This window comes from Thioclava sp. L04-15 (assembly GCF_002020275.1).
GTDB classification, from domain to species: Bacteria; Pseudomonadota; Alphaproteobacteria; order Rhodobacterales; family Rhodobacteraceae; genus Thioclava; species Thioclava marina.
This window is the reverse complement of record NZ_MPZW01000009.1, coordinates 12825-39141: the sequence shown is the minus strand read 5'-3', so window position 1 is coordinate 39141 and position 26317 is coordinate 12825. Positions and strand designations below refer to the sequence as shown.

The 26317-nt window shown below is 62.6% G+C and carries 23 protein-coding genes; 14 read left to right on the top strand and 9 right to left on the bottom strand.

All coding sequences use genetic code 11. The annotated features are described in order from the left end of the window. Positions 1-50: 50 nt before the first annotated feature. The 5 genes from groL to BMI90_RS16095 form a co-directional block, all read right to left on the bottom strand. Positions 51-1694 (bottom strand): chaperonin GroEL, encoded by a 1644-nt coding sequence (gene groL, locus BMI90_RS16115; protein WP_078530525.1) that lies wholly within the window; start codon positions 1692-1694, stop codon positions 51-53. A 67-nt stretch (positions 1695-1761) separates the two neighbouring features. Continuing rightward, a complete protein-coding gene (groES, locus tag BMI90_RS16110) occupies positions 1762-2049 on the bottom strand; it encodes a co-chaperone GroES (protein WP_078530524.1) in 288 nt (95 codons plus the stop codon). Between the two features lie 230 nt (positions 2050-2279). Further along, on the bottom strand, positions 2280-3026 hold the full coding sequence (locus BMI90_RS16105; protein ID WP_078530523.1) for a hypothetical protein: 747 nt from the start codon (positions 3024-3026) through the stop codon (positions 2280-2282). 29 nt (positions 3027-3055) lie between these two features. Beyond that, on the bottom strand, positions 3056-3802 hold the full coding sequence (locus BMI90_RS16100; protein ID WP_078530522.1) for a hypothetical protein: 747 nt from the start codon (positions 3800-3802) through the stop codon (positions 3056-3058). Between the two features lie 29 nt (positions 3803-3831). Then, entirely contained in the window at positions 3832-4575 is a 744-nt protein-coding gene (locus BMI90_RS16095; protein WP_078530521.1) for a hypothetical protein, read from the bottom strand. Positions 4576-4776: 201 nt separating this feature from the next. On the opposite strand from BMI90_RS16095, the gene BMI90_RS16090 reads away from it, so the two are divergent. Both BMI90_RS16090 and BMI90_RS16085 read left to right on the top strand, forming a co-directional pair. After that, a complete protein-coding gene (locus BMI90_RS16090; protein ID WP_078530520.1) occupies positions 4777-5778 on the top strand; it encodes a TraB/GumN family protein in 1002 nt (333 codons plus the stop codon). Positions 5779-6086: 308 nt separating this feature from the next. Further along, positions 6087-7007 (top strand): manganese-dependent inorganic pyrophosphatase, encoded by a 921-nt coding sequence (locus tag BMI90_RS16085; RefSeq protein ID WP_078530519.1) that lies wholly within the window; start codon positions 6087-6089, stop codon positions 7005-7007. Between the two features lie 266 nt (positions 7008-7273). Here BMI90_RS16085 and BMI90_RS16080 read toward each other — a convergent pair whose 3' ends face one another. Both BMI90_RS16080 and BMI90_RS16075 read right to left on the bottom strand, forming a co-directional pair. Next, positions 7274-8791, bottom strand: a complete 1518-nt coding sequence (locus BMI90_RS16080; protein ID WP_281491820.1) for an acetyl-CoA hydrolase/transferase family protein — start codon at positions 8789-8791, stop codon at positions 7274-7276. Between the two features lie 206 nt (positions 8792-8997). After that, complete coding sequence (locus tag BMI90_RS16075) at positions 8998-9384, bottom strand: response regulator (protein ID WP_078530518.1); 387 nt, start codon at positions 9382-9384, stop codon at positions 8998-9000. A 337-nt stretch (positions 9385-9721) separates the two neighbouring features. On the opposite strand from BMI90_RS16075, the gene BMI90_RS16070 reads away from it, so the two are divergent. The 8 genes from BMI90_RS16070 (at position 9722) to BMI90_RS16035 (ending at position 18464) form a co-directional block, all read left to right on the top strand. After that, positions 9722-10450, top strand: coding sequence for a Crp/Fnr family transcriptional regulator (locus tag BMI90_RS16070; RefSeq protein WP_078530517.1), 729 nt, complete (start codon positions 9722-9724; stop codon positions 10448-10450). Between the two features lie 134 nt (positions 10451-10584). Continuing rightward, a complete protein-coding gene (locus tag BMI90_RS16065) occupies positions 10585-11244 on the top strand; it encodes a Crp/Fnr family transcriptional regulator (protein WP_078530516.1) in 660 nt (219 codons plus the stop codon). A gap of 363 nt (positions 11245-11607) precedes the next feature. After that, positions 11608-12558, top strand: a complete 951-nt coding sequence (locus BMI90_RS16060; RefSeq protein WP_146671321.1) for a cytochrome ubiquinol oxidase subunit II — start codon at positions 11608-11610, stop codon at positions 12556-12558. Further along, positions 12555-14618, top strand: a complete 2064-nt coding sequence (locus tag BMI90_RS16055; RefSeq protein WP_078530514.1) for a cbb3-type cytochrome c oxidase subunit I — start codon at positions 12555-12557, stop codon at positions 14616-14618. Before BMI90_RS16060 ends, BMI90_RS16055 begins: the two co-directional genes overlap by 4 nt. Further along, positions 14615-15247 (top strand): cytochrome c oxidase subunit 3, encoded by a 633-nt coding sequence (locus BMI90_RS16050; RefSeq protein WP_210401973.1) that lies wholly within the window; start codon positions 14615-14617, stop codon positions 15245-15247. Before BMI90_RS16055 ends, BMI90_RS16050 begins: the two co-directional genes overlap by 4 nt. Further along, positions 15244-15606, top strand: coding sequence for a cytochrome C oxidase subunit IV family protein (locus BMI90_RS16045; RefSeq protein WP_078530513.1), 363 nt, complete (start codon positions 15244-15246; stop codon positions 15604-15606). The genes BMI90_RS16050 and BMI90_RS16045 overlap by 4 nt, the downstream gene beginning before the upstream one ends. 502 nt (positions 15607-16108) lie before the next feature. Further along, on the top strand, positions 16109-17821 hold the full coding sequence (locus BMI90_RS16040; RefSeq protein WP_078530583.1) for a tetrathionate reductase family octaheme c-type cytochrome: 1713 nt from the start codon (positions 16109-16111) through the stop codon (positions 17819-17821). Next, positions 17814-18464: a cytochrome b/b6 domain-containing protein gene (locus BMI90_RS16035; protein ID WP_078530512.1), complete on the top strand. Its 651-nt coding sequence runs from the start codon at positions 17814-17816 to the stop codon at positions 18462-18464. The genes BMI90_RS16040 and BMI90_RS16035 overlap by 8 nt, the downstream gene beginning before the upstream one ends. A 517-nt stretch (positions 18465-18981) precedes the next feature. On the opposite strand, the gene BMI90_RS16030 is transcribed toward BMI90_RS16035, so the two are convergent. Next, positions 18982-20358, bottom strand: coding sequence for a dipeptidase (locus tag BMI90_RS16030; RefSeq protein WP_078530511.1), 1377 nt, complete (start codon positions 20356-20358; stop codon positions 18982-18984). Positions 20359-20581: 223 nt separating this feature from the next. On the opposite strand from BMI90_RS16030, the gene hemA reads away from it, so the two are divergent. The 4 genes from hemA (at position 20582) to BMI90_RS16010 (ending at position 25247) form a co-directional block, all read left to right on the top strand. Next, positions 20582-21811, top strand: coding sequence for a 5-aminolevulinate synthase (gene hemA / locus BMI90_RS16025; RefSeq protein WP_078530510.1), 1230 nt, complete (start codon positions 20582-20584; stop codon positions 21809-21811). 107 nt (positions 21812-21918) lie between these two features. Continuing rightward, positions 21919-23172, top strand: a complete 1254-nt coding sequence (locus BMI90_RS16020; protein ID WP_078530509.1) for a RodZ domain-containing protein — start codon at positions 21919-21921, stop codon at positions 23170-23172. A 101-nt stretch (positions 23173-23273) separates the two neighbouring features. Then, positions 23274-24395 (top strand): flavodoxin-dependent (E)-4-hydroxy-3-methylbut-2-enyl-diphosphate synthase, encoded by a 1122-nt coding sequence (gene ispG, locus BMI90_RS16015; RefSeq protein WP_078530508.1) that lies wholly within the window; start codon positions 23274-23276, stop codon positions 24393-24395. A gap of 153 nt (positions 24396-24548) precedes the next feature. Next, entirely contained in the window at positions 24549-25247 is a 699-nt protein-coding gene (locus BMI90_RS16010; RefSeq protein WP_078530507.1) for a DUF1236 domain-containing protein, read from the top strand. 360 nt (positions 25248-25607) lie between these two features. Here BMI90_RS16010 and BMI90_RS16005 read toward each other — a convergent pair whose 3' ends face one another. Further along, a complete protein-coding gene (locus BMI90_RS16005; protein ID WP_078530506.1) occupies positions 25608-26162 on the bottom strand; it encodes a DUF882 domain-containing protein in 555 nt (184 codons plus the stop codon). Between the last annotated feature and the right edge of the window lie 155 nt (positions 26163-26317).

Here is a 26317-nt window from a genome sequence, read left to right as displayed (position 1 = left end):
GGCGCCCCGGAGGACGCCCTTTCCCTTATCCCTGAAGCGGGAGCGGCTGATTACATCATGCCGCCCATGCCGCCCATGCCGCCCATGTCGGGGGCACCGGCCGCGCCTTTCGGCTCCGGCTTCTCGGCGATCATCGCTTCGGTGGTGATCAGCAGGCCAGCGATCGACGCCGCGTCTTCGAGCGCGGTGCGGGTCACTTTGGCCGGGTCGATCACGCCGAACTTGAACATGTCGCCATATTCTTCGGTCTGAGCGTTGAAGCCGAAGTTCAGGTCGTCGCTCTCGCGGACCTTGCCGGCCACGACAGCACCGTCCACACCGGCGTTCTCGGCGATCTGACGCAGCGGGGCTTCGAGCGCACGCTTGACGATCGCGATGCCGGCTTCCTGGTCGCTGTTGGCGCCGGTGAGCGAGTCGAGCGCCTTGGCACCCTGCACCAGAGCCACGCCGCCGCCGACGACGATGCCTTCCTGCACGGCCGCACGGGTCGCGTTCAGAGCGTCGTCCACGCGGTCCTTGCGCTCTTTCACTTCGACTTCGGTCATGCCGCCGACGCGGATGACGGCAACGCCACCGGCCAGTTTCGCGACACGCTCTTGCAGCTTCTCGCGGTCGTAATCCGAGGTGGTTTCCTCGATCTGGGTGCGGATCTGACCCACGCGGGCTTCGATCTCGGCCTTGTCACCGGCGCCGTCCACGATGGTGGTGGTTTCCTTGGTGATGGTGACCTTCTTCGCGGTACCGAGCATGTCCATGCCGACATTCTCGAGCTTCATGCCGAGATCTTCCGAGATCACCTGGCCGCCGGTCAGGATCGCGATGTCCTGCAGCATGGCCTTGCGGCGATCACCGAAGCCCGGAGCTTTCACGGCCGCGATCTTCAGACCGCCGCGCAGCTTGTTGACCACGAGGGTCGCGAGCGCTTCGCCTTCCACGTCCTCGGCGATGATGAGGAGCGGCTTTTGCGACTGGATGACCTGCTCCAGGAGCGGCACCATCGGCTGGAGCGACGAGAGTTTCTTCTCGTGCAGCAGGATGAGGCAGTCATCGAGCTCGGCGACCATCTTGTCGGGGTTGGTCACGAAGTAGGGCGACAGGTAGCCGCGGTCGAACTGCATGCCTTCGACGACCTCGACTTCGGTCTCCATGCCCTTGTTCTCTTCGACGGTGATGACACCCTCGTTGCCGACTTTCTGCATCGCGTCGGCGATGAAGCGGCCGATGGTCTCTTCGCCATTGGCCGAGATGGTGCCGACCTGAGCGACTTCGTCGCTATCGGCGACCGGGCGCGCCGCGGCCTTGATCGCCTCGACGACCTTCGAGGTCGCCATGTCGATGCCGCGCTTGAGGTCCATCGGGTTCATGCCCGCGGCCACGGCCTTCATGCCTTCTTTCACGATGGCCTGAGCGAGCACGGTCGCGGTGGTGGTGCCGTCGCCGGCCTCGTCATTGGTGCGCGAGGCGACTTCTTTCACCATCTGCGCGCCCATGTTCTCGAACTTGTCCGAAAGCTCGATCTCTTTGGCGACCGACACGCCGTCCTTGGTGATGCGGGGCGCACCGAACGACTTTTCGATCACGACGTTGCGGCCTTTCGGGCCCAGCGTCACTTTCACCGCGTCGGCGAGAATGTTGACGCCCTTGAGCATCCGGTCGCGCGCGTCGGTGGAGAATTTAACGTCCTTGGCTGCCATGTCTGTTGGCTCCTTGACTTGGTATTCGTTGGGAAATCATGGGGTCTCGGTAAGGGCAGGGTGCGCCTTACGAGATGATGCCCATGATGTCGCTTTCCTTCATGATCAGCAGCTCTTCGCCGTCGACCGTGACTTCGGTGCCCGACCACTTGCCGAACAGAACGCGGTCGCCCGCCTTCACTGCCGGAGCGATCAGCTCGCCCGAATCCTTGCGTGCGCCTTCACCGACTGCGACAACCTCGCCCTCGGCCGGCTTCTCTTTCGCGCTGTCGGGGATGATCAGGCCACCCTTGGTCTTTTCTTCGCTCTCCACGCGCTTGACCAGCACACGGTCATGAAGCGGTTTGAATGCCATCTGGCTCACTCCCTAAAGGTTCCAGGTTCCAAAAGTTTTAGCACTCGTCAGTGGTGAGTGCTAACGGCGCAGGAGTTAGTCACTGGGGCCGGGAACTGTCAATGGGCGAGATGCGAAAAATTTTCGTCTCCGGAGACGGAGCGGAGATGGGGTTGTGCTCAGTGTCCGTGTGTCAGAGGCGGGAAGGGAAGGTGGTTGTGGTATCGCCAAATCCGCCGGGGCAAGGCATCTCAAAGCCCTTTTGACATGTCCCGCCTAATCCGGGGACCATTGTCATAGAATCCACTCACACCAAGTGCGAGGTTATGAGAATACTGCAATACGTCGATTGGATATTTTCTACGGCTGCGGGCGTTCCGGATGGCCCAATCACGCTCGATATTGTTGACAGCTGCTCGGCTTGTCTTGACAGAATAGGCGATCACACGGTGGCGGTAATCGTATCCGACGACCACGACGGCTTCATAGGCGACGCCGTCAAGCGTTTCGGTCTTGATCGTGTGGCGCTCGAAACCAAATCCGGATCGGCTGGCCCGGTATCGGTCATGTTCGGCCTTCGAGACCGGAACAAACCGTAGGCGCTCCATCGTCGCCACGCATTGCCCGGGTTCGCAGCCCGGAAAGTCAACGCGCCAAACATCGGGATCCTTGGGAACCTCAGCGATATAGAGGCGCACCTGCGGCAGCCCAGTGTCTTCGAACTGCGACAGAAATTTCCGCAACTCTGTCTCTTGGTCCTCATGGATATCGACTGTGAGAAAGGCAAACCCCGGCGAGCGCACAACCGGGCGGCCAATGATCGCGGAGGTCAGCCGATAGCCCGGCATCGCTTGCTCGACCATCTTCTGGAACCGGGCATCGGTCGGAAGCCGGGGCGCGTAGGAGGCCCGGGGGCCAAACGCGCAGCCCATGAACCCCAGAAAACCAAAGGGCAGGAGCAGGGAAAAGGCGCGGCGACGAAATCTATTGTCCGACATGACGTCCTCCGACGCTCAAGAAACGCACATCAAAGCCCTTTTGAAAGTTCGCCCCCAATATGGGGACCATCGTCATAAAAAGCGCTCACGCCGAGCGCGAGATTGCGAGAATATTGAAACACCTCAATTGGGTATTTCAGACCGCTACGAGCGTTACGGACAGCCCAATCACGCTCTCGCTCGTTAATGGCCGCTCGATTCGTCTCAACAAAATAAGAGATGACCCGGTGGCGGTAATCGTATCCGACGACCACGACCGCTTCATAGGCGACGCCATCGAGCGTTGCGGTCTTGATCGTGTGGCGCTCGAAACCAAATCCGGATCGGTCGGCCCGGTATCGGTCATGTTCGGCCTTCGAGACCGGAACAAAGCGCAGGCGCTCCATCGTCGCCACGCATTGCCCAGGCTCACAGCCCGGAAAGACAACGCGCCAGGTCTGCGAAATCAAAGGGACCCTATCTATGTAAAGGTTCACTTGGGGCAGCCCAGTGCCTTCGAACTGCGAAAGAAAATTTCGCAGCACTGTTTGCGGATCAAGGCGTCTATTCACAATGAGAAAGGCAAACCCCGGAGAGCGCACAACCGGGCGGCCAATGATCGCGGAGGTCAGCCGATAGTCCGGCATCGCTTGCTCGACCATCTCCTGGAACCGGGCATCGGTCGGAAGCCGGGGCGCGTAGGAGGCCCGGGGGCCAAACCCGCAGCCCATGAACCCCAGAAGACCAAAGGGCAGGAGCAGGGAAAAGGCGCGGCGATGAAATCTATTGTCCGACATGACGTCCTCCGACGCTCAAGAAACGCACATCAAAGCCCTTTTGAAAGTTCGCCCCCAATGTGGGGACCATCGTCGTAAAAAGCGCTCACGCCGAGCGCAAGATTGCGAGAATATCGAAACACCTCAATTGGGTATTTTAGATTTCTACGAGCGTTAAGGACCGCCCAATCACGCTCTCGCTCGTTAATGGCCGCTCGGTCGGTCTCAACAAAATAAGAGATGACCCGGTGGCGGTAATCGTATCCGACGACCACGACCGCTTCATAGGCGACGCCATCGAGCGTTGCGGTCTTGATCGTGTGGCGCTCGAAACCAAACCCGGATCGGTCGGCCCGGTATCGGTCATGTTCGGCCTTCGAGATCGGAACAAACCGCAGGCGCTCCATCGTCGCCACGCATTGCCCCGGTTCGCAGCCCGGAAAGTCGACGCGCCAGGTCTGCGAAATCAAAGGGACGCCATCTATGTAAAGTTTCACCTGCGGCAGCCCAGTGCCTTCGAATTGCGACAGGAACTTCCGCAGCACCGTTTGCGGATCATCGTGTATATTTACCAGTAGCAAGGCAAATCCCGGCGAACGCACAACCGGGCGGCCAATGATCGCGGAGGTCAGCCGATAGTCCGGCATCGCGTGCTTGACCATCTCCTGAAACCGGGCATCGGTCGGGAGCCGGGGCGCGTAGGAAGCCCGCGGGCCAAACGCGCAGCCCGTGATCCCCAGAAAACCAAAGGGCAGGAGCAGGGAAACGGCGCGGCGAGTCAGGTTATTTTCCAAAATGACGTCCTTTTGAGATTCCGCTCACGCTACGGTGTGGATTATGGCGCGCAAAGTCATGATTTCCTTTCCTTTTGAGCGGCGCCTTCAGCCGTTGTTCGGGCCCTGTCGATGCGCCTTCGGCACCGATCGCCCGTTACGCGCGCCTTTCCTGCCGATTGCCTCTTTGCGCGCCCTCGTCGGCGTGGCACTGTCGCGATCATGAAACTCAGATCGCTTCTCAAGCCCTTTCTGGCGCCCGCACTGGCCCTTGCTTTTGTCTTGCCCGCCGCGGCCGAGTGTGTCGGCACCGATCTTTTCGACGCGATGCCCAAGGCAGAGCAGGCGCGTCTCGAGGCCGCGGCCCATTCGGTGCCGTTTGCACAAGGGCTGCTGTTTCGGGCCACAAAGGGCGATCAGGAGATCACGCTCGCGGGCACGTATCATCTGCCCGACGCACGCCATGACGCATTGAGCGCGCAGGTGGGGGATGCGCTCGCGCGGGCCACGGCGCTGCTCGTCGAGGCCGGGCCCGAGGAAGAGGCCCGGCTGCAAAGCGCGATGACAACCGACCCGAGCCTGATGTTCTCGACCGGAAAGACCCTGCCGGACCTCCTCTCGGAAGAGGACTGGCAAATGACGAAGGCGGCGCTGGCGCGCCACGGCATGCCGGCGTTTCTGGCGGCCAAGATGCGACCGGCTTTCGTTGCGATGACGCTGTCGCTGCCGCCTTGTGCGGTGGAGGATATCGCGAAAGGCGGCAAGGGGCTCGACAAGCTGCTGATGGACGGGGCCGAAGCGCGCGGCGTGCCGATCGAGGCGCTCGAGCCCTGGGACACGGTCTTCACGTTGTTCAACGCGATCACCGAGCAAGAGGCGCTGGAAATGCTGCGGGCTGCGGTGATTGGCGCGCCCCTCGCCGACGATATGGGCGTGACGATGGGGGACCTCTATTTCCGCGGCGAGCCCCGGATCATCTGGGAACTGGCGCGTGATCAGGCGGTCGCGGGCGGGATGGACCCTGCCGAGGTCGAGCGGCAGATGAAGCTGTCGGAAGATCTGCTGATGGTTGCGCGCAATCAAAAATGGCTACCCAAGATCGAAGCTGCCGCCGCCAAGGGGCCGGTGGTGGTCGCGGTCGGCGCGCTGCACCTGTCGGGCAATGACGGGCTGTTGAAGATGCTGGCGGATGACGGCTGGAAGATCGAACGGCTGGACGGGTAGGGCGGCTCGGTTCTATCGCTCTTTCGTTCACTGATCCGCGTCATTCGCCTGTTCGCCCGGGCGTCTAATCCGTACCGCGCCAGATCCTCTCCCCGGGGAGGGCGCATTGGCGAAGTCAGTGCGGGTTCAATCGACCTTCGGGCTGTTGGGATAAAGCGCCAAACCGCGGTCGGGGCAAAGCGCTCACCCAAAGGTCGGGTGCAGCCCATTTCGGCCTTCCTCACCTCCAGCCCTTTCCCGATGGTGACAAGCCCCTGCGCAGCCCCTATAAACCGCCGCGACAGACGAACATCCGAGGGGATTTCTCCATGACGACCAAGGTTTTCGGCCACAAGGCCCCCGATACCGACTCGACCGGCTCGCCCATCGCCTGGGCGTGGTATCTCAGCGAGATCAAAGGCACGCCCGCGAAGGCCTGCCTGCTTGGCGAGCCCAACACCGAGGCTGCCTTCGTGATCGAGCATTGGGGTCTCGAGAAGCCCGAGATCATCGCGGACGTGGCCGAGGGCGAGAGCGTCGTCATCGTGGACACCAACAACCCCGCCGAGCTCCCCGCGAGCATCAACTCGGCCAACGTGATCCAGATCATCGACCACCACAAGCTGACCGGCGGAATCGAGACCACCTCGCCGATCGACATCACGATGCGCCCGCTCGCCTGCACCGCGACCATCATGTATGACCTGATGGGCGACGACGTGGCCAAGGCGCCGCGCGGGGTGAAGGGCGCGATGCTGAGCTGCATCCTGTCCGACACGCTGGAATTCCGTTCGCCCACCACCACCGATCACGACCGCGCCGTCTGCGAGGCTCTGGCGAAGGATCTGGGCGTCGACATGCATGAGCTGGCGACGAAGATGTTCGAGGCGAAATCGGACGTCTCGGCCTTCTCCGACGCGGAACTGCTGCGCATGGATTCGAAGGAATATGCCGTGGGCGGCACCTCGTTCCGCGTCTCGGTCCTCGAGACCACCGCGCCGAAGATGATCCTCGATCGCAAGGCCTCGCTGATGGGCGCGATGGAGACGGTCGCGAAAGAGGATGGCGTCGATCAGGTGCTTTTGTTCGTGGTCGATATCCTCAACGAGGAAGCGACGCTGCTGGTGCCGAACGATCTGGTGAAGGGCGTGGCCGAGAAGAGCTTCGATGCCACCGTCGCGGGCGACACCGTCGTTCTGCCGGGCGTGATGAGCCGGAAAAAGCAGATCATCCCGTCGCTCAAGGTCTGAGCCTTTCGGGATTTGGAATGGGAAAGGGGCGTCCGGTCGGGCGCCCCTTTTTCTATAGGGTCGCGGAGCAGGGCGTGCGCCGGTCCGTGGGATGGCGCGGCCCGAGTTTTGAACGAAGGTGCTTTATGCCGGCCAAGCCCCTCCACTGTTCGAGCGTTTCGCGCGGGTGACCATGCGCCAGCCCGTCGGGACGGACCGGCGCGCGCCCTGCGCCTTCGGCGCGCTCCGGGCGCAGTCGCAATCCCCCCAAGGGTCGGGCGCGGCCCTTACACCTCCATCGTCCCGGTCTCGACAAACCGCTGGTGCCAGCTCAGTGCCTCGCCCAAGAGATTCGGCGCGTGGTTCGCGAAGCTGCCCTTCTTCGCGCGCTCGAAATAGTCGCGCAGCATCGGGCGGTAGACGGGGTGGGCGCAGGTCTCGATGATCGTCTCGGCGCGTTGCTTGGGCGAGAGCCCGCGCAGATCGGCCAGACCCTGCTCGGTCACGATCACCTGCACATCCTGCGCGATATGATCGACATGGGCGGCCATCGGCACGATCGCGGAGATCTTGCCGCCTTTCGCCACCGAGGGGGTCATGAAGATCGAGACATAGCCGTTGCGCGCGAAATCTCCCGAGCCGCCGATGCCGTTCTGGATCTTCGAGCCCATCACATGGGTCGAATTGACGTTGCCGTAGATATCCGCCTCGATCAGCCCGTTCATCGCGATGCAGCCCAGACGGCGCACCAGCTCGGGGTGGTTTGAGATCTCCTGCGAGCGCAGGATCAGCTTGTCGCGGAAATAGGCGGCGTTGTCGTTGAAATACTGCGCCTTCTCGGGCGAGAGCGAAAACGCGGTGGCGGAGGCCATGCGCAGCTTGCCCGCCTCGATCATGTCGAGCATCCCGTCCTGAATGACTTCGGTGAATGCGGTCATCTGGTCGAAGGGGGCCTCGATCAGCCCGGCCATCACGGCATTGGGCACGTTGCCGACGCCCGATTGCAGCGGCAGCAGCCCGCGCGGCAGACGGCCCTGTTTCACCTCGTTTCCGAGGAAGTCGAGGATATGGCCGGCAATCGCCTCGGCCACCGCGTCGGTGGCTGCGAAAGGCGCGTTGCGGTCGGGCGCATCGGTCTCCACCACGGCCACGACCTTCTCGAGATCGACCTCGAAATAAGGCTGGCCGATCCGGTCATCGGGTTTGACCAGCGGGATCGGGACGCGGTTCGGGGGCAGGGCGGTGCCGTAATAGATATCGTGCATCCCCTCGAGCATCGGCGATTGCCAGCGGTTCACCTCGAGGATGATCTTGTCGGCGCATTCGAGCCAGGTCTTGTTGTTGCCCACCGAGCTGGACGGGATCAGCTTGCCGTCCTCGGTGATGCCCGAAATCTCGATCACCGCGGTGTCGAGCTTGCCCAGAAACCCCATCCACGCCATCGGCGCGACCTGGCTCAGGTGCATGTCGAAATATTTCATCTGACCCTTGTTGATCCGCTCGCGCGCGATCGGGTCGGAGTTATAGGGCAGGCGGAACTCGATCCCGTCCGCTTTCGCCAGTGCGCCGTCGAGCTCGGGCCCTGTCGAGGCGCCCGACCAGATCTTCACCTTGAACGGGCGGCCAGCCGCGTGCTCGGCCTCGATCCGCGCGGCGAGCGCCATCGGCACGGCCTTGGGATAGCCCGAGCCGGTGAAGCCGCTCATGCCGATCGTCGCACCATTGTCGATCAGCTGAGCGGCTTCCTCGGCCGACATGACCTTGTGGGTCAGTCCGGCATGACGTTTGCGGACAATGCTGTTCACGCGCTCCTCCTTCGCTACTGCTCGCAGATCCGGGCGGAGCGTGGGCGAGGCGTGACCCCACCGGCCGATCCCGCCGGACCGGAAATTCCGACGCTGATGAAAGGCCTCGAAGGGGAAGAGTCCACGTTTGTCAGGTATGCGAAATTTGCATACCGTGGTGCACATGGCGCATGGCGGATAGTGGCGGGGCGAATGGCGGCGCCCGCTCAGGCGGTCAGAAAGCCCAAAGATTGCAGCGCTTTCGCAATATCTTCGGCGGTGTAGGGCTTGAGGAGCATCTCGCCGCGGGGAAAGGCTGTGAGCAGCTCGGAATCGGCTTCATATCCGGTCGAATAAATGATCGGGACGGCACTTTCGTTGAGTGCGCAGGCCGCTTCGAGCGAGGTCTCACCACCCAGATCGATATCGAGAAGCGCGAGTGCGGGACGAAGCCCTGTCCGGATGCGCTCCATCGCGTCGCTCAACGTAGCGCAGACGACAACGTCGAGCGCGCCGAATTCGGACAGCATGGCCGCAGCATCATAGGCGACGATCATCGCATCTTCGAGCACGAGTGCGATCCCGTCGATCCGGGGAAGGGCGGGCGTGATCATCCGTGTACTCTTTCGCTTTCGAGGGAAACTTCCGAGCCAGGCCCGCAGAAGTCCTGAACCATTTTGCGATCCACCGTTACACCATGTCCGGGGAGGACCGGACGCAACTCCTTCTGCGCCCCGACCGGGGCAAAGTCATTTAACTATGACATAGGACTCGCGGAAAAGGGGAATTCGCGCAACTGCCTGCGGGGCGTAGATTTTCGCCTGTTTCGGCGAAGCATTCCGCGATTGCGCCGGGCTCCTGGCGGTATGGCGTACCTCACGATCACGGGAACCATCCCGGTGATTCCGCGTTTCGCAAATGACAAATCAACCGGAAAGAGAACGTCCTGAAATGCCCTGCAGTTGCGATCAGTGCCCCTTTGCCGAAAATACGGCCTTCGAGCGTCACGACGCAAACGAGCGCGACGCCGTTCGTCTGGCGCGCTCGGGGGAGATGCAGGTGCGCGCCGGCCATCCGATCGTGACCGAGGGCTCTGCGCCGCAACGCTTTTACACGCTCCTCGAAGGGCAGGCGATCCGGTACCGGATTCTCGAGGACGGCCGGCGTCAGGTGCTCAATTTCCTCTTTCCGGGCGATCTCATCGGGCTCCAGTCGGCGCTGCTGGACGAGACGACGCATACGACCGAGGCCTTGAGTGCTGTGCGGCTGTGTGTGTTCGAGCGCAGTCAACTTTGGAGCCTTTTCGCGAAGGTGCCGCGCCGCGCGATGATGCTTACTTGGCAGGTCGCGCGCGAGGAGCACTTCCTCGGCGATGCCCTGGTCACCGTCGGTCAGCGTAGCGCGCAGGAAGCCCTGGCCTGGGCCTTCGTTACGCTTTTCGATCGCGGGGTGCAGACCGGGCTGGTGCAAAACGGCAAGATGCCCTTCCCTGTGCGCCAGCAGGATCTGGCGGATGCGCTCGGGCTGTCTTTGGTTCACACGAACAAGACCTTGGCGAAGTTGCGCGCGCAGGGCTTGGTGAAATGGTCAAGAGGAACGCTCGCGCTTCCCGATATCGAGGCGCTGGCAGAGATTGGCCTCGTGGAGCGCGAACAGATGCGGCCACGCTTCTTTCTCTGAGTGTTCCAGGTAGTTGCCGTCACGTCCTGACGGTGTAGCGACGAAAAAAATCGTCTTTTTAATCTATGACATAGCGGAATTCGTGGCTTCTTGCGATTGCTGCGGTGCCGCGAATTTCGCGCAGGCGGAAGAGGATGAGACGCGGTTTGGAAGATCTGACGAAACAGCCTGATTTCGGCTACCTTGCCGAACTGGTGACCGCGCGCCGTATCGTGGCGCCGGGAGCGAGCTGCCTGGCCGAGAGCCGGCCCTCGCTCGCGCGGATCGAATCCGGAATCGTGATGCGCTATTCGCTGCTCGAAGACGGGCGGCGCCAGATCGAGGGCCTGCTGTATCCGGGCGACCTTTGCGGTCTGTGCGAAAGCGTCATCGGCGGGCGCGGCAGCTATTACGAAGCGGTGACCGCGCTCGAAATCAGCCTGCTGGATCCTGCCGACGCCCGTCTGCGCAACTGTTCGGGCGAGCATCCGGCCGAACATCTCCTGTGGCTGCTTGCGCGCGAGGTCGTGCTTCTGTCGCAGTGGATCGCCTCGGTGGGGCAGCGCAATGCGCCCGAGGGGATCGCCTGGTTCATCCACCATGTCTGGCAGCGCGCCGAAGAGGCGGGAATGATCCTGCGCAGCACCGCGCCGTTTCCCTTCTCGCAGCAGGTCGTGGCCGATGTCCTTGGCCTGTCGCTGGTCCATACCAACAAGACGATGCGGCGGTTGAGCGAGGAAGGGCTGTTTCGGATCTCGCGCGGGCGGGTACAGGTGCCCTCGCATGCTCAGCTGCGACAGGCCGCGGCTCTCTGAGAGCATTTCGAACCCGTTGATTGCGACTTGGGTCGGAGGCGATAGGGGGCGTAATGTCCTCATTTCGTTCACGCATCGCTCACGGCTGTTTCACAAGCACGAGAGAATGGGGCATTCAGACCTGTATCGAGGGAAAAGATTGCAACCCCGATCCCCTTAATTCCTTGCACTTTTGACAATCTGTCGCAGACGGTTTCGCGACAGGTGGTAGTAAAAACAATTGCTTACGCGCCAAGGTGCGACATTTTGTCAAGTTCGTTTGACCTGCCTTTTCCCGCCCTAGCTCGAAAAACATCGCGCGGGACGGGAGCCCTCGCGGCTCTTCAGCCCCGCGCCAATAAGAGGGAATAGGAAAGGTATTCCGTGTTGTTCCATGACCTATACAAGCGGCCAAGCCGCTATGCTGTTCCGGCCCTGATGGCCGTGACGGCCGTGTGGCTTTCGGGCTGCGCAGAAAACGGGGTGATGACCCCGCTCGGCCCGGTGGCGGCCGGGGAACGTTCGCACCTGATCAGCTTCTTCCTGTGGATGTTGCCGATCTCTCTGCCGCTTCTGATCGGCACGCCCTGGATCGCCCTGCGCTATCGCCGGCGCGGCGGCAAGGGCAAGTACGATCCGAACTGGTCGCACTCGGTCGCGGCCGAGACCGCGATCTGGGGGGGCGCCACGCTCACCTTTCTCATCGTCGGCTGGCTCACCTGGGGCCACGTGATGGGGGAAGATCCCTACAAGCCCACGGGCAAGGATCCGATCCATGTTCAGGTGATCGGTTCCGAATGGAAATGGATGTTCATCTATCCCGACAAGATGGCCACCGTGAACAAGCTGGTCCTGCCGCAGCACACGCCGGTCGTGTTCGACATCACAGCCACCGGCGCGATGCAGAGCTTCTGGATCCCCCGCCTGGCCGGTCAGATCTACGCGATGCCCGGCATGGGCACGAAAATGAACCTCACCACGGGCGACACGTCCGAGATCTTCGGCTTCAACAGCCAGTTCAATGGTGCGGCCTTCCCGCTCGACAAGTTCGAAGTCGATGTCGTGACGAAGGAGCAGTACGACGCCTTCCTGCAAGAGCCCAAGAATCCCTGGGCCCAGCTCGAAGCCGCGTTCAAGAAAACCGCGACCTGGTCGGGGCCCGGGCTCTTCGAGCCGCCGATGAAGGATTACTGGATGAAAGTGATGATGAACCCCTCCATCGCGACCGATGGCGGTGCCGCGATCCTGCCTGACAACTCGCCCGCCCAGAAGGCCATCGACAAGGCGATCAATCAGGATCTGCATCTTTCGCAACTCAACGGGGGCGCGCAATGAGTATCCTTGGCAGCCTTGATCTGAACGATGTCTTCATCGTTCCCTTTCTGAAGGAGCCGACGCTCTCGACCGGCATCGCCGCCGGGGCGGGGGGCATCGTGGTCCTCGGCGCGCTCGCCGTGGCGCTGCTGCTCACCGTCAACGGCTGGTGGAAACCGCTCTGGAGTGAATGGCTCACCTCGCTCGATCACAAGAAGATCGGCGTGATGTATGTCGTACTCGCCGCGATCATGCTGATCCGCGGCGTGCTCGAGGCGGTCGTGATGCGGGCCCAGCAGGTTTCACCCGCACCGGGCTTCCTCTCGGTCGAACACCATGCCGAGCTGTTCTCGACCCATGGCACGATCATGATCTTCTTCGTGGCGATGCCCTTCCTGACCGGCGTGATCAACGTCGTCATGCCGCTCCAGATCGGCGCGCGTGACATGGAGTTCCCCTTCATGAACGCGGTCTCGCTCTGGCTGTCGGTGGGCGGTGCCGCACTGGTCATGGCCTCGCTTGTGGTCGGTCATTTCGAAACCGGCGGCTGGACGGCCTATCCGCCCTATACGGGCATCAAGCTCTCGCCGAATGAGGGGGTGGATTACTGGATCTGGTCGCTCGCGCTGACCTCGGTCGGCACGACGCTCTCGGGGATCAACTTCGCGGTGACGATCTACAAGCAGCGCGCCCCGGGCATGGACCTGATGAAGATGCCGATCTTCGCCTGGACGACGCTGTGCACTGCGATCCTGATGATCTTCGCGATGATGCCGCTGACCGTGGCCTCTTTCATGCTGGCGCTCGACCGTCACGCGGGCTTCCATTTCTTCACGGCCAGCAATGGCGGGAACATGATGAATTTCGCCAACATGTTCTGGCTCTTCGGCCACCCGGAAGTCTACATCCTGATCCTGCCGGCCTTCGGTGTGTTCTCGCACGTGATCCCGACTTTCTCGGGCAAGAAGCTCTATGGCTACACCTCGCTCGTCTGGGCGACGATCGCGATCGCGGTCCTGTCCTTCACGGTCTGGGTGCACCACTTCTTCACCATGGGCCAGACGGCAAATCTCAACGCCATCTTCGGCATCGCCACGATGACGATCGGTGTGCCGACAGGCGTAAAGGTGTTCAACTGGCTGCTGACGATGTGGCGCGGCAAGCTGCGCTTCTCGACGGCGATGCTGTTCTCGGCGGGCTTCATGTTCACCTTCGTCATCGGTGGGATCACGGGCGTCATGCTCGCCAACCCGACGATCGACTTCGCGACGCATAACTCGCTGTTCCTGGTGGCGCACTTCCACAACATGCTCATCCCGGGCCTGCTGTTTGGCATGTTCGCTGCCGTGAACTACTGGTTCCCGCTCGCCTTCGGCTTCCGCCTGGACGAGACCTGGGGACGCCGGAGCTTCTGGTTCTGGATGATCGGCTTCTACCTCGCCTTCATGCCGCTCTATGCGATCGGTCTGATGGGCGCGCCGCGCCGCATGGCTTTCTTCACCGATCCGGCCTATTTCCCCTGGCTCGTGGTCGCGATGATCGGGGCGCTGTGCGTGCTCGCGGGTCTGACCTCGCAAGTCATCCAGATCTGGGTCTCGGTGAAGAACCGCGAAAGCCTGATGGTGCCTGCGGGCGATCCCTGGGATGGACGTGGCCTCGAATGGTCGCTGGGCTGCCCGGTGCCGGAATACGACTTCACCACCGTCCCGCACATCACCTCGCGTGAGCCCTGGGTCGATGCGAAAGCCGCCGGCAAGCGCGTGATGGATCCGACCGAGTTCGTCGACATTCACTTGCCCAAGCCGACCGGCATGCCGATCCTCGTGGCTGGCGTGGCGACGGTGGGCGCGTTCGCCCTGATCTTCGAGATGTGGCTGATCGCGGCGGTGTGCTTCGTGGCGATGTGGGTGCTGGTGCTGATCCGCTCCTACGACACCGATTGGGAAGAAACCATCACCGCCGAGGAACTGCGCGAGGGCTACGAAGCCCATAAGCGCCTCGTCGAGACCACGCCGAAAGTGTCGCTCGACGATGAATTCACCTCGAAAAATCGCGGTCTGATCCTGGAGGAAGCGGTATGAGCGCAACGATGACCAATACGGGGGCGGCGGGTCACTCCGCCCCCCACGATCACGGCCACCACGACAAGACGGGCACGGTGATCTTCGGCTTCTGGATCTTCCTGATGTCGGATCTCATCGCCTTCTCGCTGATGATCGCGAACTATGCCGATGCCGAATGGCACGGCATCGCGAACGGGCCGAGCCCGCATGAGCTGTTCAGCCTCGGCCTGCCCACGATCGAGACCATGGCGCTGCTGATCTCGACCTTCACCTTCGGCCTTTGCACGTTGGGGATGACATACGGCGCCTCGATGAAGCGCACGGTCGGTTGGCTGGTGCTGACGCTGGCGCTTGGCGCGATCTTCCTCGGGATCGAACTCTACGAGTTCCACGAGTTCTGGACCGAGGGCAACACGCCGCAGGTGTCGGGCTTTCTGACGGCGTACTATTCGCTGGTCGGGCTGCACGGTCTGCACGTCACCTCGGGCATCATCTGGGGGATCATCCTGATGGTCCAGATGAAGCATTTCGGGATGAATGACCTGCTGAAATCGCGCCTCGTGCGGCTGGGCCTGTTCTGGCACATGCTCGACATCGTCTGGATCGCTCTGTTCACCAAAGTCTACCTGATGGGGGTGCTGTCATGAGCCATATCAATTCCGACAAGGGCATGGACTCGGGCGAATACAAGCACGCGATGGCGCGCTATGTCTGGGGCTTCGCGCTCTCGGTGGTGCTCACGCTGGCAGGTGTCGTGATCGCCGGTGGCGGGGTGTTCGGGGCGTCGCTCGCCTGGAGCATCGTCGGCATCCTCGCCATCGCGCAGCTCGTCATCCAGTTCTGGGCTTTCATGCACGTGGACCTGTCGCAAGATGCGCGCCCGGATCTCTATCTGGTGATGTTCACCTTCGTGATCATCATCCTGATGGCCGCGGGCACCGTCTGGGTTCTGGCCGATCTGGCGAGCCGCATGGGCATGGGCGCGGGCGGCATGACCGGGATGTAAAACCCAAGAAGGGCAGGGCTCAGAGACCTGCCGAGCAGAAAAGACGAACGCGGGCAGGGGAACTGCCCGCGTTTTTTTGTGGTCTGGGGCTTGCCGCGGGAAGAGCCGATGGCCTGCGTTACTCTAACCGGGATCTCAGACCACTCCGCTGGTGCTTCCTCGACGCCCAGGGAGCATCGACTGGCCAAGATGACACCGTCGTCGGGCCGTGTCGGCAAGGGTGGCGTCGGCTTCCGCCCTCCCAAGGTTTCGTCGTTCCAGCACGGGCTCGGATGATCCATGGCGGAGCATGCCGCGCCGGTGAGGTCGCGATGCCCGCGCACGCCCGGTGCCCGCCTGCGCCGCGCCGCAGGTCAGCAAAGGCTGGGCGAGAACGTAGGATTTCGTAAATCTTGATGCGACAGAAAGTCACGTAAGCTTCACGATATGTCGCATGTCCGTGATACGATCGTTCACGCTAAGGAAAGTGTACTGCCTGAAAGCTTAGCCTATCGGAGTGCTGATGAGACAGACCGCGTTGCGGATCACGGCAATCGTCTCGACCGTGATTTGGGCCCAGTTTCCTGCTTACGCCCAGGAAAGCTCGGCCGGGGAGGAGACGCCCGCACTCGGCGCCCAGTCGAAGCCCGACGCTTCGAAGGCCGCCCATATGAGCGATCCGGTGAAAGATCTCACTGCGGATCACTCGAAATTCGACATTCTCAAGGGGCCTTTCGCCTCTGGTTCGGAAGTGACCGCGGCCTGCCTGTCGTGCCACACCGAAGCGGGCAATCAGGTCATGCATTCGGTGCACTGGAAATGGGAGTACCAGAACGAGGTCACCGGCCAGACGCTCGGCAAGGCGCATGAGATGAACGCGTTTTGCGGCAACGTCGCTTCGAACGAGGTGCGCTGCACGAGCTGTCACACGGGCTATGGCTGGACCGATGTGCGCCAGCCGATGCCGGACGACCCGACCAAAGTCGACTGCCTCGTGTGCCATGACAAATCGGGCCAGTACACCAAACAGGACAATCTCGCCGGCGAACCGCCGCTCGAGCCGGTCGCGGAAGGTGCCAAGACGATCACCGGTGCAACGGCGACAGCCGTCGATCTGGTGAAGGCCGCGCTTTCGGTCGGTCCGCCTCCCGGGCGCGACAATTGCGGCAACTGCCACTTCTATGGCGGCGGCGGCGACAACGTGAAGCATGGCGATCTCAGCTCGGCGCTGTTCAACCCGGCGCGCGATGTCGACGTGCACATGTCCCCTGACGGCGAGAACTTCGCCTGCGAGACCTGCCACGTCTCGGACAAGCACGTCTTCGAGGGCTCGCGCTACGAGACCGATGTCGTGGACCCGCATCCCGATCGCATGGCGGGCTCGGCCCATGATGCGGCGGCCTGCCAGTCGTGCCACACCGACACGCCGCATAAAGGCCCCAATCCGCTGATCGCGGCCAAGCTCAACGACCATACCGATACGCTCGCCTGTCAGACCTGCCACATCCCGAGCTTCGCGCGCGGCGGCGTCGCCACGAAGACGGTCTGGGACTGGTCGACGGCGGGCAAGCTCAAGGACGGCAAGCCCTATCACGAAGAGGGTTTCACCCAGTCCGACGGCAAGCAGTTGCACACCTACATGTCGCAAAAGGGCGATTTCGAATGGGGCGAGAACGTCACGCCCTATTACGCCTGGTCGAATGGCGAGATGACCTACACCCTGCCCGAAGAGAAGATCGACCCCACGAAAGTCGTCGAGATCAACAAGATCGGCGGCAATCCGGGCGGCGAAGACAGCCGGATCTTCCCCTTCAAGCGCATGGTCGGCACGCAAGCCTACGACAAGCAGCGTGACGTGCTTCTCTACAACCACGTCTATGGGCCGGGCGACGGCACCGCGTTGTGGTCCTATTTCGACTGGGAGAAATCGCTCCAGGCCGGGATGGACTATGTCGGTCTCGAATATTCGGGCGATTTCGGCTTCGTGCATACCTACATGTACTGGCCGATCACCCATATGGTCGCGCCCAAGGAAGACGCGCTGGTCTGCGAGAGCTGCCACGCGCAGGACGGCCGCATGGCCAATCTCGCCGGTATCTACGTGCCGGGCTCCGGGATCAATCTCGGCGGCAAGCTCGGGCTCGCGGTGTTCCTGCTGGCGCTGCTGGGCGTGCTCGGGCATGGGGCGCTGCGCGTGATCAGTCGCGGCAAGAATAAGGGAGGCCACCATGGCTGAGCATTGCGTCAAGGTTTACAGCCGATTCAACCGGCTCTGGCACTGGTCGCAGGTCGGCTCGATCACGCTGCTGTTCTTCACCGGCGCGCGGCTTCTGGGCCTGCACACGATCATGCCCTTCGGGCTTGCGGTCATGGTGCATACGGTGGTGGCGCTGGCGCTGTTGCTGCTCTGGGCTTTCGCGACCTTCTGGCTCTTCACCACGGGGGGCTACAAGCAGTTCATCCCGCGTCTGGCGGGCATGTGGGAGGTCGGGCGCTTCTATGCCTATGGAGTATTCAAGGGCGAAGAGCATCCTTACGTGAAAAGCTACGAGCGGCGTCACAACCCGCTCCAGGCCGCGTCCTATTTCGCGCTCAAGATGATGCTCTTTCCGGCGATCTGGATCTCGGGACTGGCCTATCTGAGCTACGGCTTCTGGGACCATCTCGACGGTGGATCGTTCTGGCTGGAGATCATCGCGAATTTCCACGTCCTCGCCGCGTTCGCGATCGCGAGCTTCGTGGTGATCCACGTCTACCTGCTGACGATCGGCCATGGGTTCCGCCAGCACGTGCGCCCGATGGTTTCGGGCTACGAGAAGGTGGAGCTCACGCCGGAGGCCGAGGCCTATTTCCGTCAACAGGGCCGCCTGCTCGACTGAGCGTTTCCGAACGCAGATCACTGAGAAGCCCCCCGGATTTCCGGGGGCCTTTTCGTTTTGCAGACCCCGTGGCGAAGGCGACGAGATCGGTCGCCGGATGTCGGCAGATCGGGACGGGGAGGGGGCGCTTGCCCCCGTCGCCGGAGGGCGACAAATCATGATCGGGGAGGGGGCGCTTGCCCCCGTCGCCGGAGGGCGACAAATCATGATCGGGGAGGGGGCGCTTGCCCCCGTCGCCGGAGGGCGACAAATCATGATCGGGGAGGGGGCGCTTGCCCCCGTCGCCGGAGGGCGACAAATCATGATCGGGGAGGGGGCGCTTGCCCCCGTCGCCGGAGGGCGACAAATCATGACCGAGCAGGGGGCTCTGCCCCCGTCGCGCTTGCGCGCACCTCCCCCGAGATATTTGGGTCAAGAAGAAGGGGGCGTGTCGTGGGTGGACGAGACGTTCTCGCAGAGGGGCTCCTATGGTTTGCGCGATACTCGGCAATGGGTGCGGAGCCCCCCGGGAGGCTGCTTACTTTGCGATCCGGTCGAGGATGCGCGCCCAGGAGCGGATGCCTTTGTGGAAGCTCTTCACGTCGTATTTCTCGTTCGGCGAGTGGATCGCGTCGTCATCATTGGCAAAACCGACGAGCATAGCATCCATGCCCAGGATCGACTTGAAGTAATAGCCGATCGGGATCGAGCCGCCCATGCCGACGATCACCGCCTCGCGGTTCCATTCGTCCGAGAGCGCCTGGCGGGCGGCCTCGAATTCAGGGCGCGAGGTGTCCATTACCGAGGCGGGGGCGCCGTCGAGATCATTGTCCCAGGTGACGGTCGCATCGACTGGCAGGCGGTCTTCGACATGTTTGCGCAGCTTGCGGCGGATCTCGGCGGGATCCATGTCGCCCACGAGGCGGCAGGTGATCTTGCAATGCGCCTCGGCCGGGATCACGGTCTTGGAGCCCGCGCCCTGATAGCCGCCCCAGAGCCCGTTGATCTCGAGGGTCGGGCGCGCCCATTGCTGTTCGAGTGTGGTGTAGCCGGTCTCGCCATGCGCGACCGTCATGCCGGCGTGGTCGAGATACTCTTTTTCATCGAAACCGCAGGTCTTCCAGGCGTCCAGCTGCTCGGGCGGGACTTCGTGCACGCCTTCGTAGAAGCCTTCGACGGCGACGCGGCCCTTTTCATCGTGGAAGCTCGCGATGATCTTGGAAATCTCGCGCAGCGGGTTGAGCGCGGGACCGCCGTAATGGCCCGAATGCAGATCGATGCGCGGCCCGTGCAGCGTGAATTCGTCCTTGAGCATCCCGCGCAAGCTGCCCGCGATCGAGGGCACACCGGGCGAGACCATCGAGGTATCACAGATCAGCGCCAGATCGCAGGTCAGCTCGTCGCGATTGGCCTCCATGAAGGGAACGAGCGAGGGAGAGCCCGATTCCTCTTCGCCCTCGAGGAAGATCGTGAGATTGCCGGGCAGGGCGCCGTTCACGGCCTTGTAGGCGCGGCAGGCCTCGATGAAGGTCATCAGCTGGCCCTTGTCGTCCGAGGCGCCGCGGGCACGAATGACCTTGCCGTTCGGCGTGTCTTGCAATTCCGGCTCGAAGGGCGGGGTCTTCCACAGCTCCAGCGGGTCCACCGGCTGCACGTCATAATGGCCGTAGAACAGCAGACGCGGGCCGTCGCCTTGCGAATGCGCCACCACCATCGGATGGCCGGGCGTCTCCCGCAGACTGGCGTCGAAACCCAACGATTCCAGTTCCTTGACCAGCCACTCGGCGGCGTCCCTGGTCTCGGCCTTGTAAGCCGGATCGGTCGAGATCGAGCGGATCCGCAGCAATGCGAAAAGCCGCTCCATCGCGGCGTCCAATCCGGTGTCGATCTCGGTGAGAACCTCGTTCAATGCCATTGCAGGCCTCCTTTGTTTTGGCCAGAGCCTAGGGCTGTGCGCGGCACTGTCCAGAGGGGCTGACGCGAGGGCGGGACAAATTGTGAAAACTGAATGTTTGCTTTTAATGTCTCTTTGCGACATTTTGGCCCTTCAGGGAGAGGAATTTGACATTTATCAATGTCGCGCATTGCGTCGCCCGGTAGGGCAGACCTAGCGAACAGTCATGCAAGGGAAGTACGAGATGGATTACGACCGCGCACTCGATCAGGCGATTGGCAAGCTGCACGAGGAGGGCCGCTACCGCGTCTTTATCGATATCGAGCGTGAGAAGGGCAATTTTCCGCACGCGGTCTGGACCAAGCCGGACGGGTCGAAGCAGGATATCACCATCTGGTGCGGCAACGACTATCTGGGCATGGGGCAGCACCCGGTCGTGCTGAACGCGATGCATGAGGCGCTCGATGCGACCGGTGCGGGCTCGGGCGGGACGCGCAACATCTCGGGGACCACGGTTTACCACAAGCGGCTGGAGCGCGAGATCGCGGATCTGCACGGGAAAGAGGCGGCGCTGGTCTTCTCCTCGGCCTATATCGCCAATGACGCGACGCTGAGCACGCTGCCGAAGCTGTTCCCCGGCCTGATCATCTATTCCGACGAGCTGAACCACGCCTCGATGATCGAGGGCATCCGCCGCAATGGCGGGGCCAAGCGCGTCTTCCGTCACAACGATGTGGCCCACCTGCGCGAGCTTCTGGCCGCCGATGATCCGGCAGCGCCGAAGCTGATCGCCTTCGAGTCGGTCTATTCGATGGATGGCGATTTCGGTCCGATCTCGGAGATTTGCGATCTCGCCGAGGAATTCAACGCGTTGACCTATCTCGACGAGGTGCACGCGGTGGGCATGTACGGCCCGCGCGGCGCCGGTATCGCCGAGAAGCTGGGCGAGATGCATCGCATCGACATCTTCAACGGCACGCTGGGCAAGGCGTTCGGCGTCTTTGGCGGCTATATCGCGGCGTCTGCCAAGATGGTCGATGCCGTGCGCTCCTACGCGCCGGGCTTCATCTTCACCACCTCGCTGCCGCCGGCGATTGCCGCGGGTGCCGCCGCCTCGATCGCCTTCCTCAAGACCGCGGGCGGGCAGGAGCTGCGCGACAAGCAGCAGCTGCATGCGAAGATCCTCAAGATGCGCCTGAAAGGCATGGGGATGCCGATCATCGACCACGGCTCGCATATCGTGCCGGTCATCATCGGCGACCCCAAGCACACCAAGGCGCTCTCGGATATGCTGCTGGAAGAGTTCGGCGTCTATGTTCAGCCGATCAACTTCCCGACCGTGCCGCGCGGGACGGAGCGTCTGCGCTTCACCCCCTCGCCGGTGCACGATACGGGCATGATCGACGGGCTGGTGAAGGGCATGGACGCGCTCTGGTCGCGCTGTGAGCTAAATCGCGCCGAAGCCTCGGCGTGAACTCAATCGGCGCGTGCGCGCCTCTCTGGCTTGTGATAGGTCTTTCTTAATCGAAACGGGTAACGCCCGCGAATCGAGACTGGCGAAAAAAGGCAGGGACAGGCGGCATGATCGGGCGGAGGGCTAAACCTTCGACGCAGGACGAACTCAAACCCAAAGGGTTTGACGATTTCGAGCTGCGCCTAGGTGATGTGATGCGCGGCGAGCGGGCAACGCTCGCCAAATCTCTCCTCGACGTCCAGCGTGAACTCCGCATCAAGGCCGCCTATATCGCCGCCATCGAGAGCTGTGATGTCGAGGCGTTCGATACGCCTTCCTTCATTGCGGGTTATGTGCGTTCCTATGCGCGCTATCTCGGGCTCGACCCGGAATGGGCGTTCCAGCGGTTCTGCGCCGAGGCTGGCTACTCGCCCGCCCATGGCATGTCCGAAGCCGCCTCCGGTCCCAAGCCGCAGCGCCACCCGAAAGATGTGGCCGAAGCCCTCGCGAATCCGGCTTTCGTGCCGAAGAAGGAATCTCTTCTGGCCAAGATCGAGCCGCGCGCGGTCGGGGCGCTGATGGTGCTTGCGCTGATTGCGGGCGGTATCGGCTATGGCGGCTGGACGGTTCTGCAAGAAGTCCAGCGCGTACAGCTCGCCCCGGTCGATCAGGCCCCGGGCGTGGTGGCCGATCTCGATCCGCTCGACTCGGTCGAGGAGGGCCCGCAGATGGCTCAGGCCGACGACACCTTGCCCGTGATCGCCCAACCCGAGCGGACGAGCCGTATCTACCGTCCGGCGGTGCTCGACGCGCCGGTGCTGATCTCGCGCGACGGGCCGATCGCCTCGATCGATCCGAACGCGACCGGCGCGCTGGCAGGGACAGGCATGGGCGCTGCCGCCCCGGCTCTGACCCCGAGCCTTGCCTCGATGACCCCGACAAACCCGGCTGCGCCGCAGATTGCCTCCGTGGCTGGCCCCGAGAACGCGATCCAGTCCGCCGTCGCCAAGGCGCTCGGCGCGGACAAGCCCGAGGTCGTCGTGATGGCCGTGCGCCCGTCCTGGGTGCGGATCAACTCGGCCGATGGTTCGACCATCTTCGAGAAGGTCATGGATGCGGGCGAGCGCTATGTGCTGCCCAAGCTCGAAGAGCCCGCGTCGATGCGCACGGGCGAATCCGGCGCGATCTATTTTGCGGTCAACGGCGTGACCCATGGCCCGGTCGGCAAGCGCGGCGAGGTGACCAAGAACATCACGCTCTCGCCCGAGCATCTCGATGAAAGCTACCCGGTGGCCGATCTCAACCAAGACAAGGATCTTGCGAAGATGATCGCTGTGGCCGATGCGGGCGACACCGCAGCCCCCGCCGCCGATCCGCAATAAGCGCCGACTCGATCGGTCGCAGTCACGATCCAGCCCGGCCCGTTGCACAGCAGCGGGCCTTCGCCTATCAGAGAGGCGAAACCCGCGAAGGAGCGTTCACGATGTCTCTCAACCCGGTCCGCCCGTGGCGCAACATCTACCGCCGCAAATCCCGTCAGATCATGGTCGGCAACGTGCCGGTCGGGGGCGATGCGCCGATCTCGGTGCAAACGATGACCAATACCGACAGCTCGGATGTCCGCGCGACGCTCGAGCAGGTGATCCGCGCCGCCGATGTGGGCGCCGATATCGTGCGCGTCTCGACGCCCGATGAATCGAGCACCCGCGCGCTCAAGGAGATCTGCCGCGAAAGCCCGGTGCCGATCGTGGCCGACATCCACTTCCATTATAAGCGTGCCATCGAGGCGGCGGAGGCGGGGGCGGCCTGCCTGCGCATCAACCCCGGCAATATCGGTGACGAGAAACGTGTGGCCGAGGTCGTTCGCGCGGCCAAGGATCACGGCTGTTCGATCCGCATCGGCGTGAACGCCGGGAGCCTCGAGAAACACCTGCTGGAGAAATACGGCGAGCCGTGCCCCGAGGCGATGGTCGAGTCCGCGATGGATCATATCCGCATTCTCGAGGATCACGACTTTCACGAATACAAGATCTCGGTGAAGGCTTCGGATGTGTTCCTCGCTGCCGCTGCCTATCAGGGCATCGCAGAGGCCACGGACGCGCCGATCCACCTTGGCATCACCGAAGCAGGCGGGCTGATGGCGGGCACGGTCAAATCCGCGATCGGACTCGGGAACCTGCTCTGGATGGGTATCGGCGACACCCTGCGCGTTTCGCTCTCGGCCGATCCGGTCGAGGAGGTGAAGGTCGGTTTCGAGATCCTCAAATCGCTTGGCCTGCGCACACGCGGTGTCCAGATCATCTCCTGTCCGTCCTGCGCGCGTCAGGGGTTCGACGTGATCAAGACCGTCGAGGCGCTCGAAAAGCGGCTCGAACATATCAAGACTCCGATGAGCCTGTCGATCATCGGCTGCGTGGTGAACGGTCCCGGCGAGGCTCTGATGACCGATATCGGTTTTACCGGCGGCGGGGCCGGATCGGGCATGGTTTACCTCGCGGGCAAGCAGGATCACAAACTCTCCAACGACCAGATGATCGACCATATCGTTGAACTCGTTGAGAAAAAGGCGGCCGAGATAGAGGCCGAGCAAGCCGCCGCGGAATAGGCGGATACACGCCGGGGTCTGTCGGAACCCCTCTCTTCACGGGCTCGTGATCACGTTTCTGAGGAACGGATCCGGGCCCGTCTTCATTTCGATCCCCACAGACTGAAAGCGGCCGCCCTCATTGGCGGTCAGGGTAGAAACGGAGGAAATTCCATGACCCGTAAACTCGGTATCGTTCTCGCGGCTGCGGCCAGCACGACCTTTCTCACCGGCGCGGCATTCGCCCAGTCCAATCCGCCGCTGATGGCGACCGCCCAGGGCGCGTTCGAGCTCCATTCGGGTGCGGCCCCGCAATCCATGGTCATCGAGACCGTCGAGGCAGGCTCGACCGTGATGGTCGAAGGGTGCCTTCCCGATGGCGTGACCTGTAAGGTCAATGTCGATGGCAAGCCCGGCTGGGCGCCGGCGGCCGCTCTCGGGGTGATGGTTGACGGTCAGGTTGCGCTTCTGTCGAGTGCTCCCCAGACGGTGACGATCAAACAGATCGAAGTGCCCGCCGATACGGCCAACAAGGATGGTCAGGGCGCGGCTGCTGTCGCTGGCGCTGCGGCCGGTGGTGCCGCTGGTGCGGCCCTGGGTGGTCCGGTCGGCGCGGTGATCGGTGCTCTGGTCGGCTCGGCCTCCGTCGGGGCTGCCGCCAAACCGGAACCCGCGACCATCACCTGGGTCGAGAAGCACCCGGTCGCCCCCGTCTACCTGACCGGCGATCTGGAACCCGGCGTCGTGGTGCCCGACGTGGTGGCGCTGACCCCGGTGCCCGACAGCACCTATTCCTACGTCAACATCAACGACAAGACCGTCTTCGTGAACCCCGATACCCGCGCGGTCGTCTATGTCGTCCCCGCCCAGTAAAGGGCAGATATGAGAACGGAAAAGCCGGCGCACCCTCGCGCCGGCTTTTTCATGCTCCGGGCTTCATGCTTCGAAAGCGGGATGTTGTGTCGCGTTGGCGGATCGGGTCGGGAAATCGGGGCGCTGCGCCCGTCGCAGAATGGCGACAATCAAGTTCGGTCAGGGGGCGCTGCCCCCGTCTCCTGCGGAGACTCCCCCGAGATATTTGGGTCAAGAAGAAGCGGGTTTCTCTTCTTCTTGATGAAAATATCTCGGGGGTGATGGCCGAAGGCCAGAGGGGGCAGCGCCCCCTTTTTCGGGTTGTCGAATGAACGACGCCGCCCGGAGGCGGCGTTGGGTAATCTTCGGAGGTGGCCTGGATCAGGCGCCCCAGTGGCGGACCGGGCCGCAATCCATATGCACGAAGTTCGAGCGCGAGTACTTGCCGACGCCACCGGCGTGGCAGGCGCTCGCGGCTTTGAACATCTGGCTCACCGAGCGCGACTTCAGACGCAGATCGGTGGCCTGACCCTTCATGTGCAGCGAGTTCTTCGCCACACCCTTCGAGTGCGAGCGCAGCATCGCGTTGGTCTTCGGCGAGCGGTAGCCCGACAGCAGCATATAGGGCTCGTTCACATCCATCAGGTTGTGGGCGGCGGCCGCGATGTCGATGGTGCGAGCGTCGATGGTCTTGATCTGGTTGGTGCGCCAGTCGCGCGCGAAATAGGAGATCTCTTTCAGGGCGTCCGGGATATATTCGCCCTCGATCCAGTAGACGGTGTCGAGGCTTTCGCCGGTTCGGCCGTTATACATCCGGATCCGTCGAATGTCGCCTGCACCCTTCAGAAGACCGAAAGCGTTGCTCATGGTCGGCGCTGCCGTCACCATGGTCGCGGCAAATGCACCCAAAAGGCCGCGCCGGGAGATCGTCGTCATCGCAAAAATCCTGTGTTCGCCTGTCTCTCGATTTTCTTCCGCCCTGTACCGGGCGGCTACATCGACTTGTTAACCCCATAACATGAGATTGTTATGGCATAGCGACTTCTCTGGATAAAGAATCGATTTGCCACAGAGGGGCGCGCGCCCGGAAA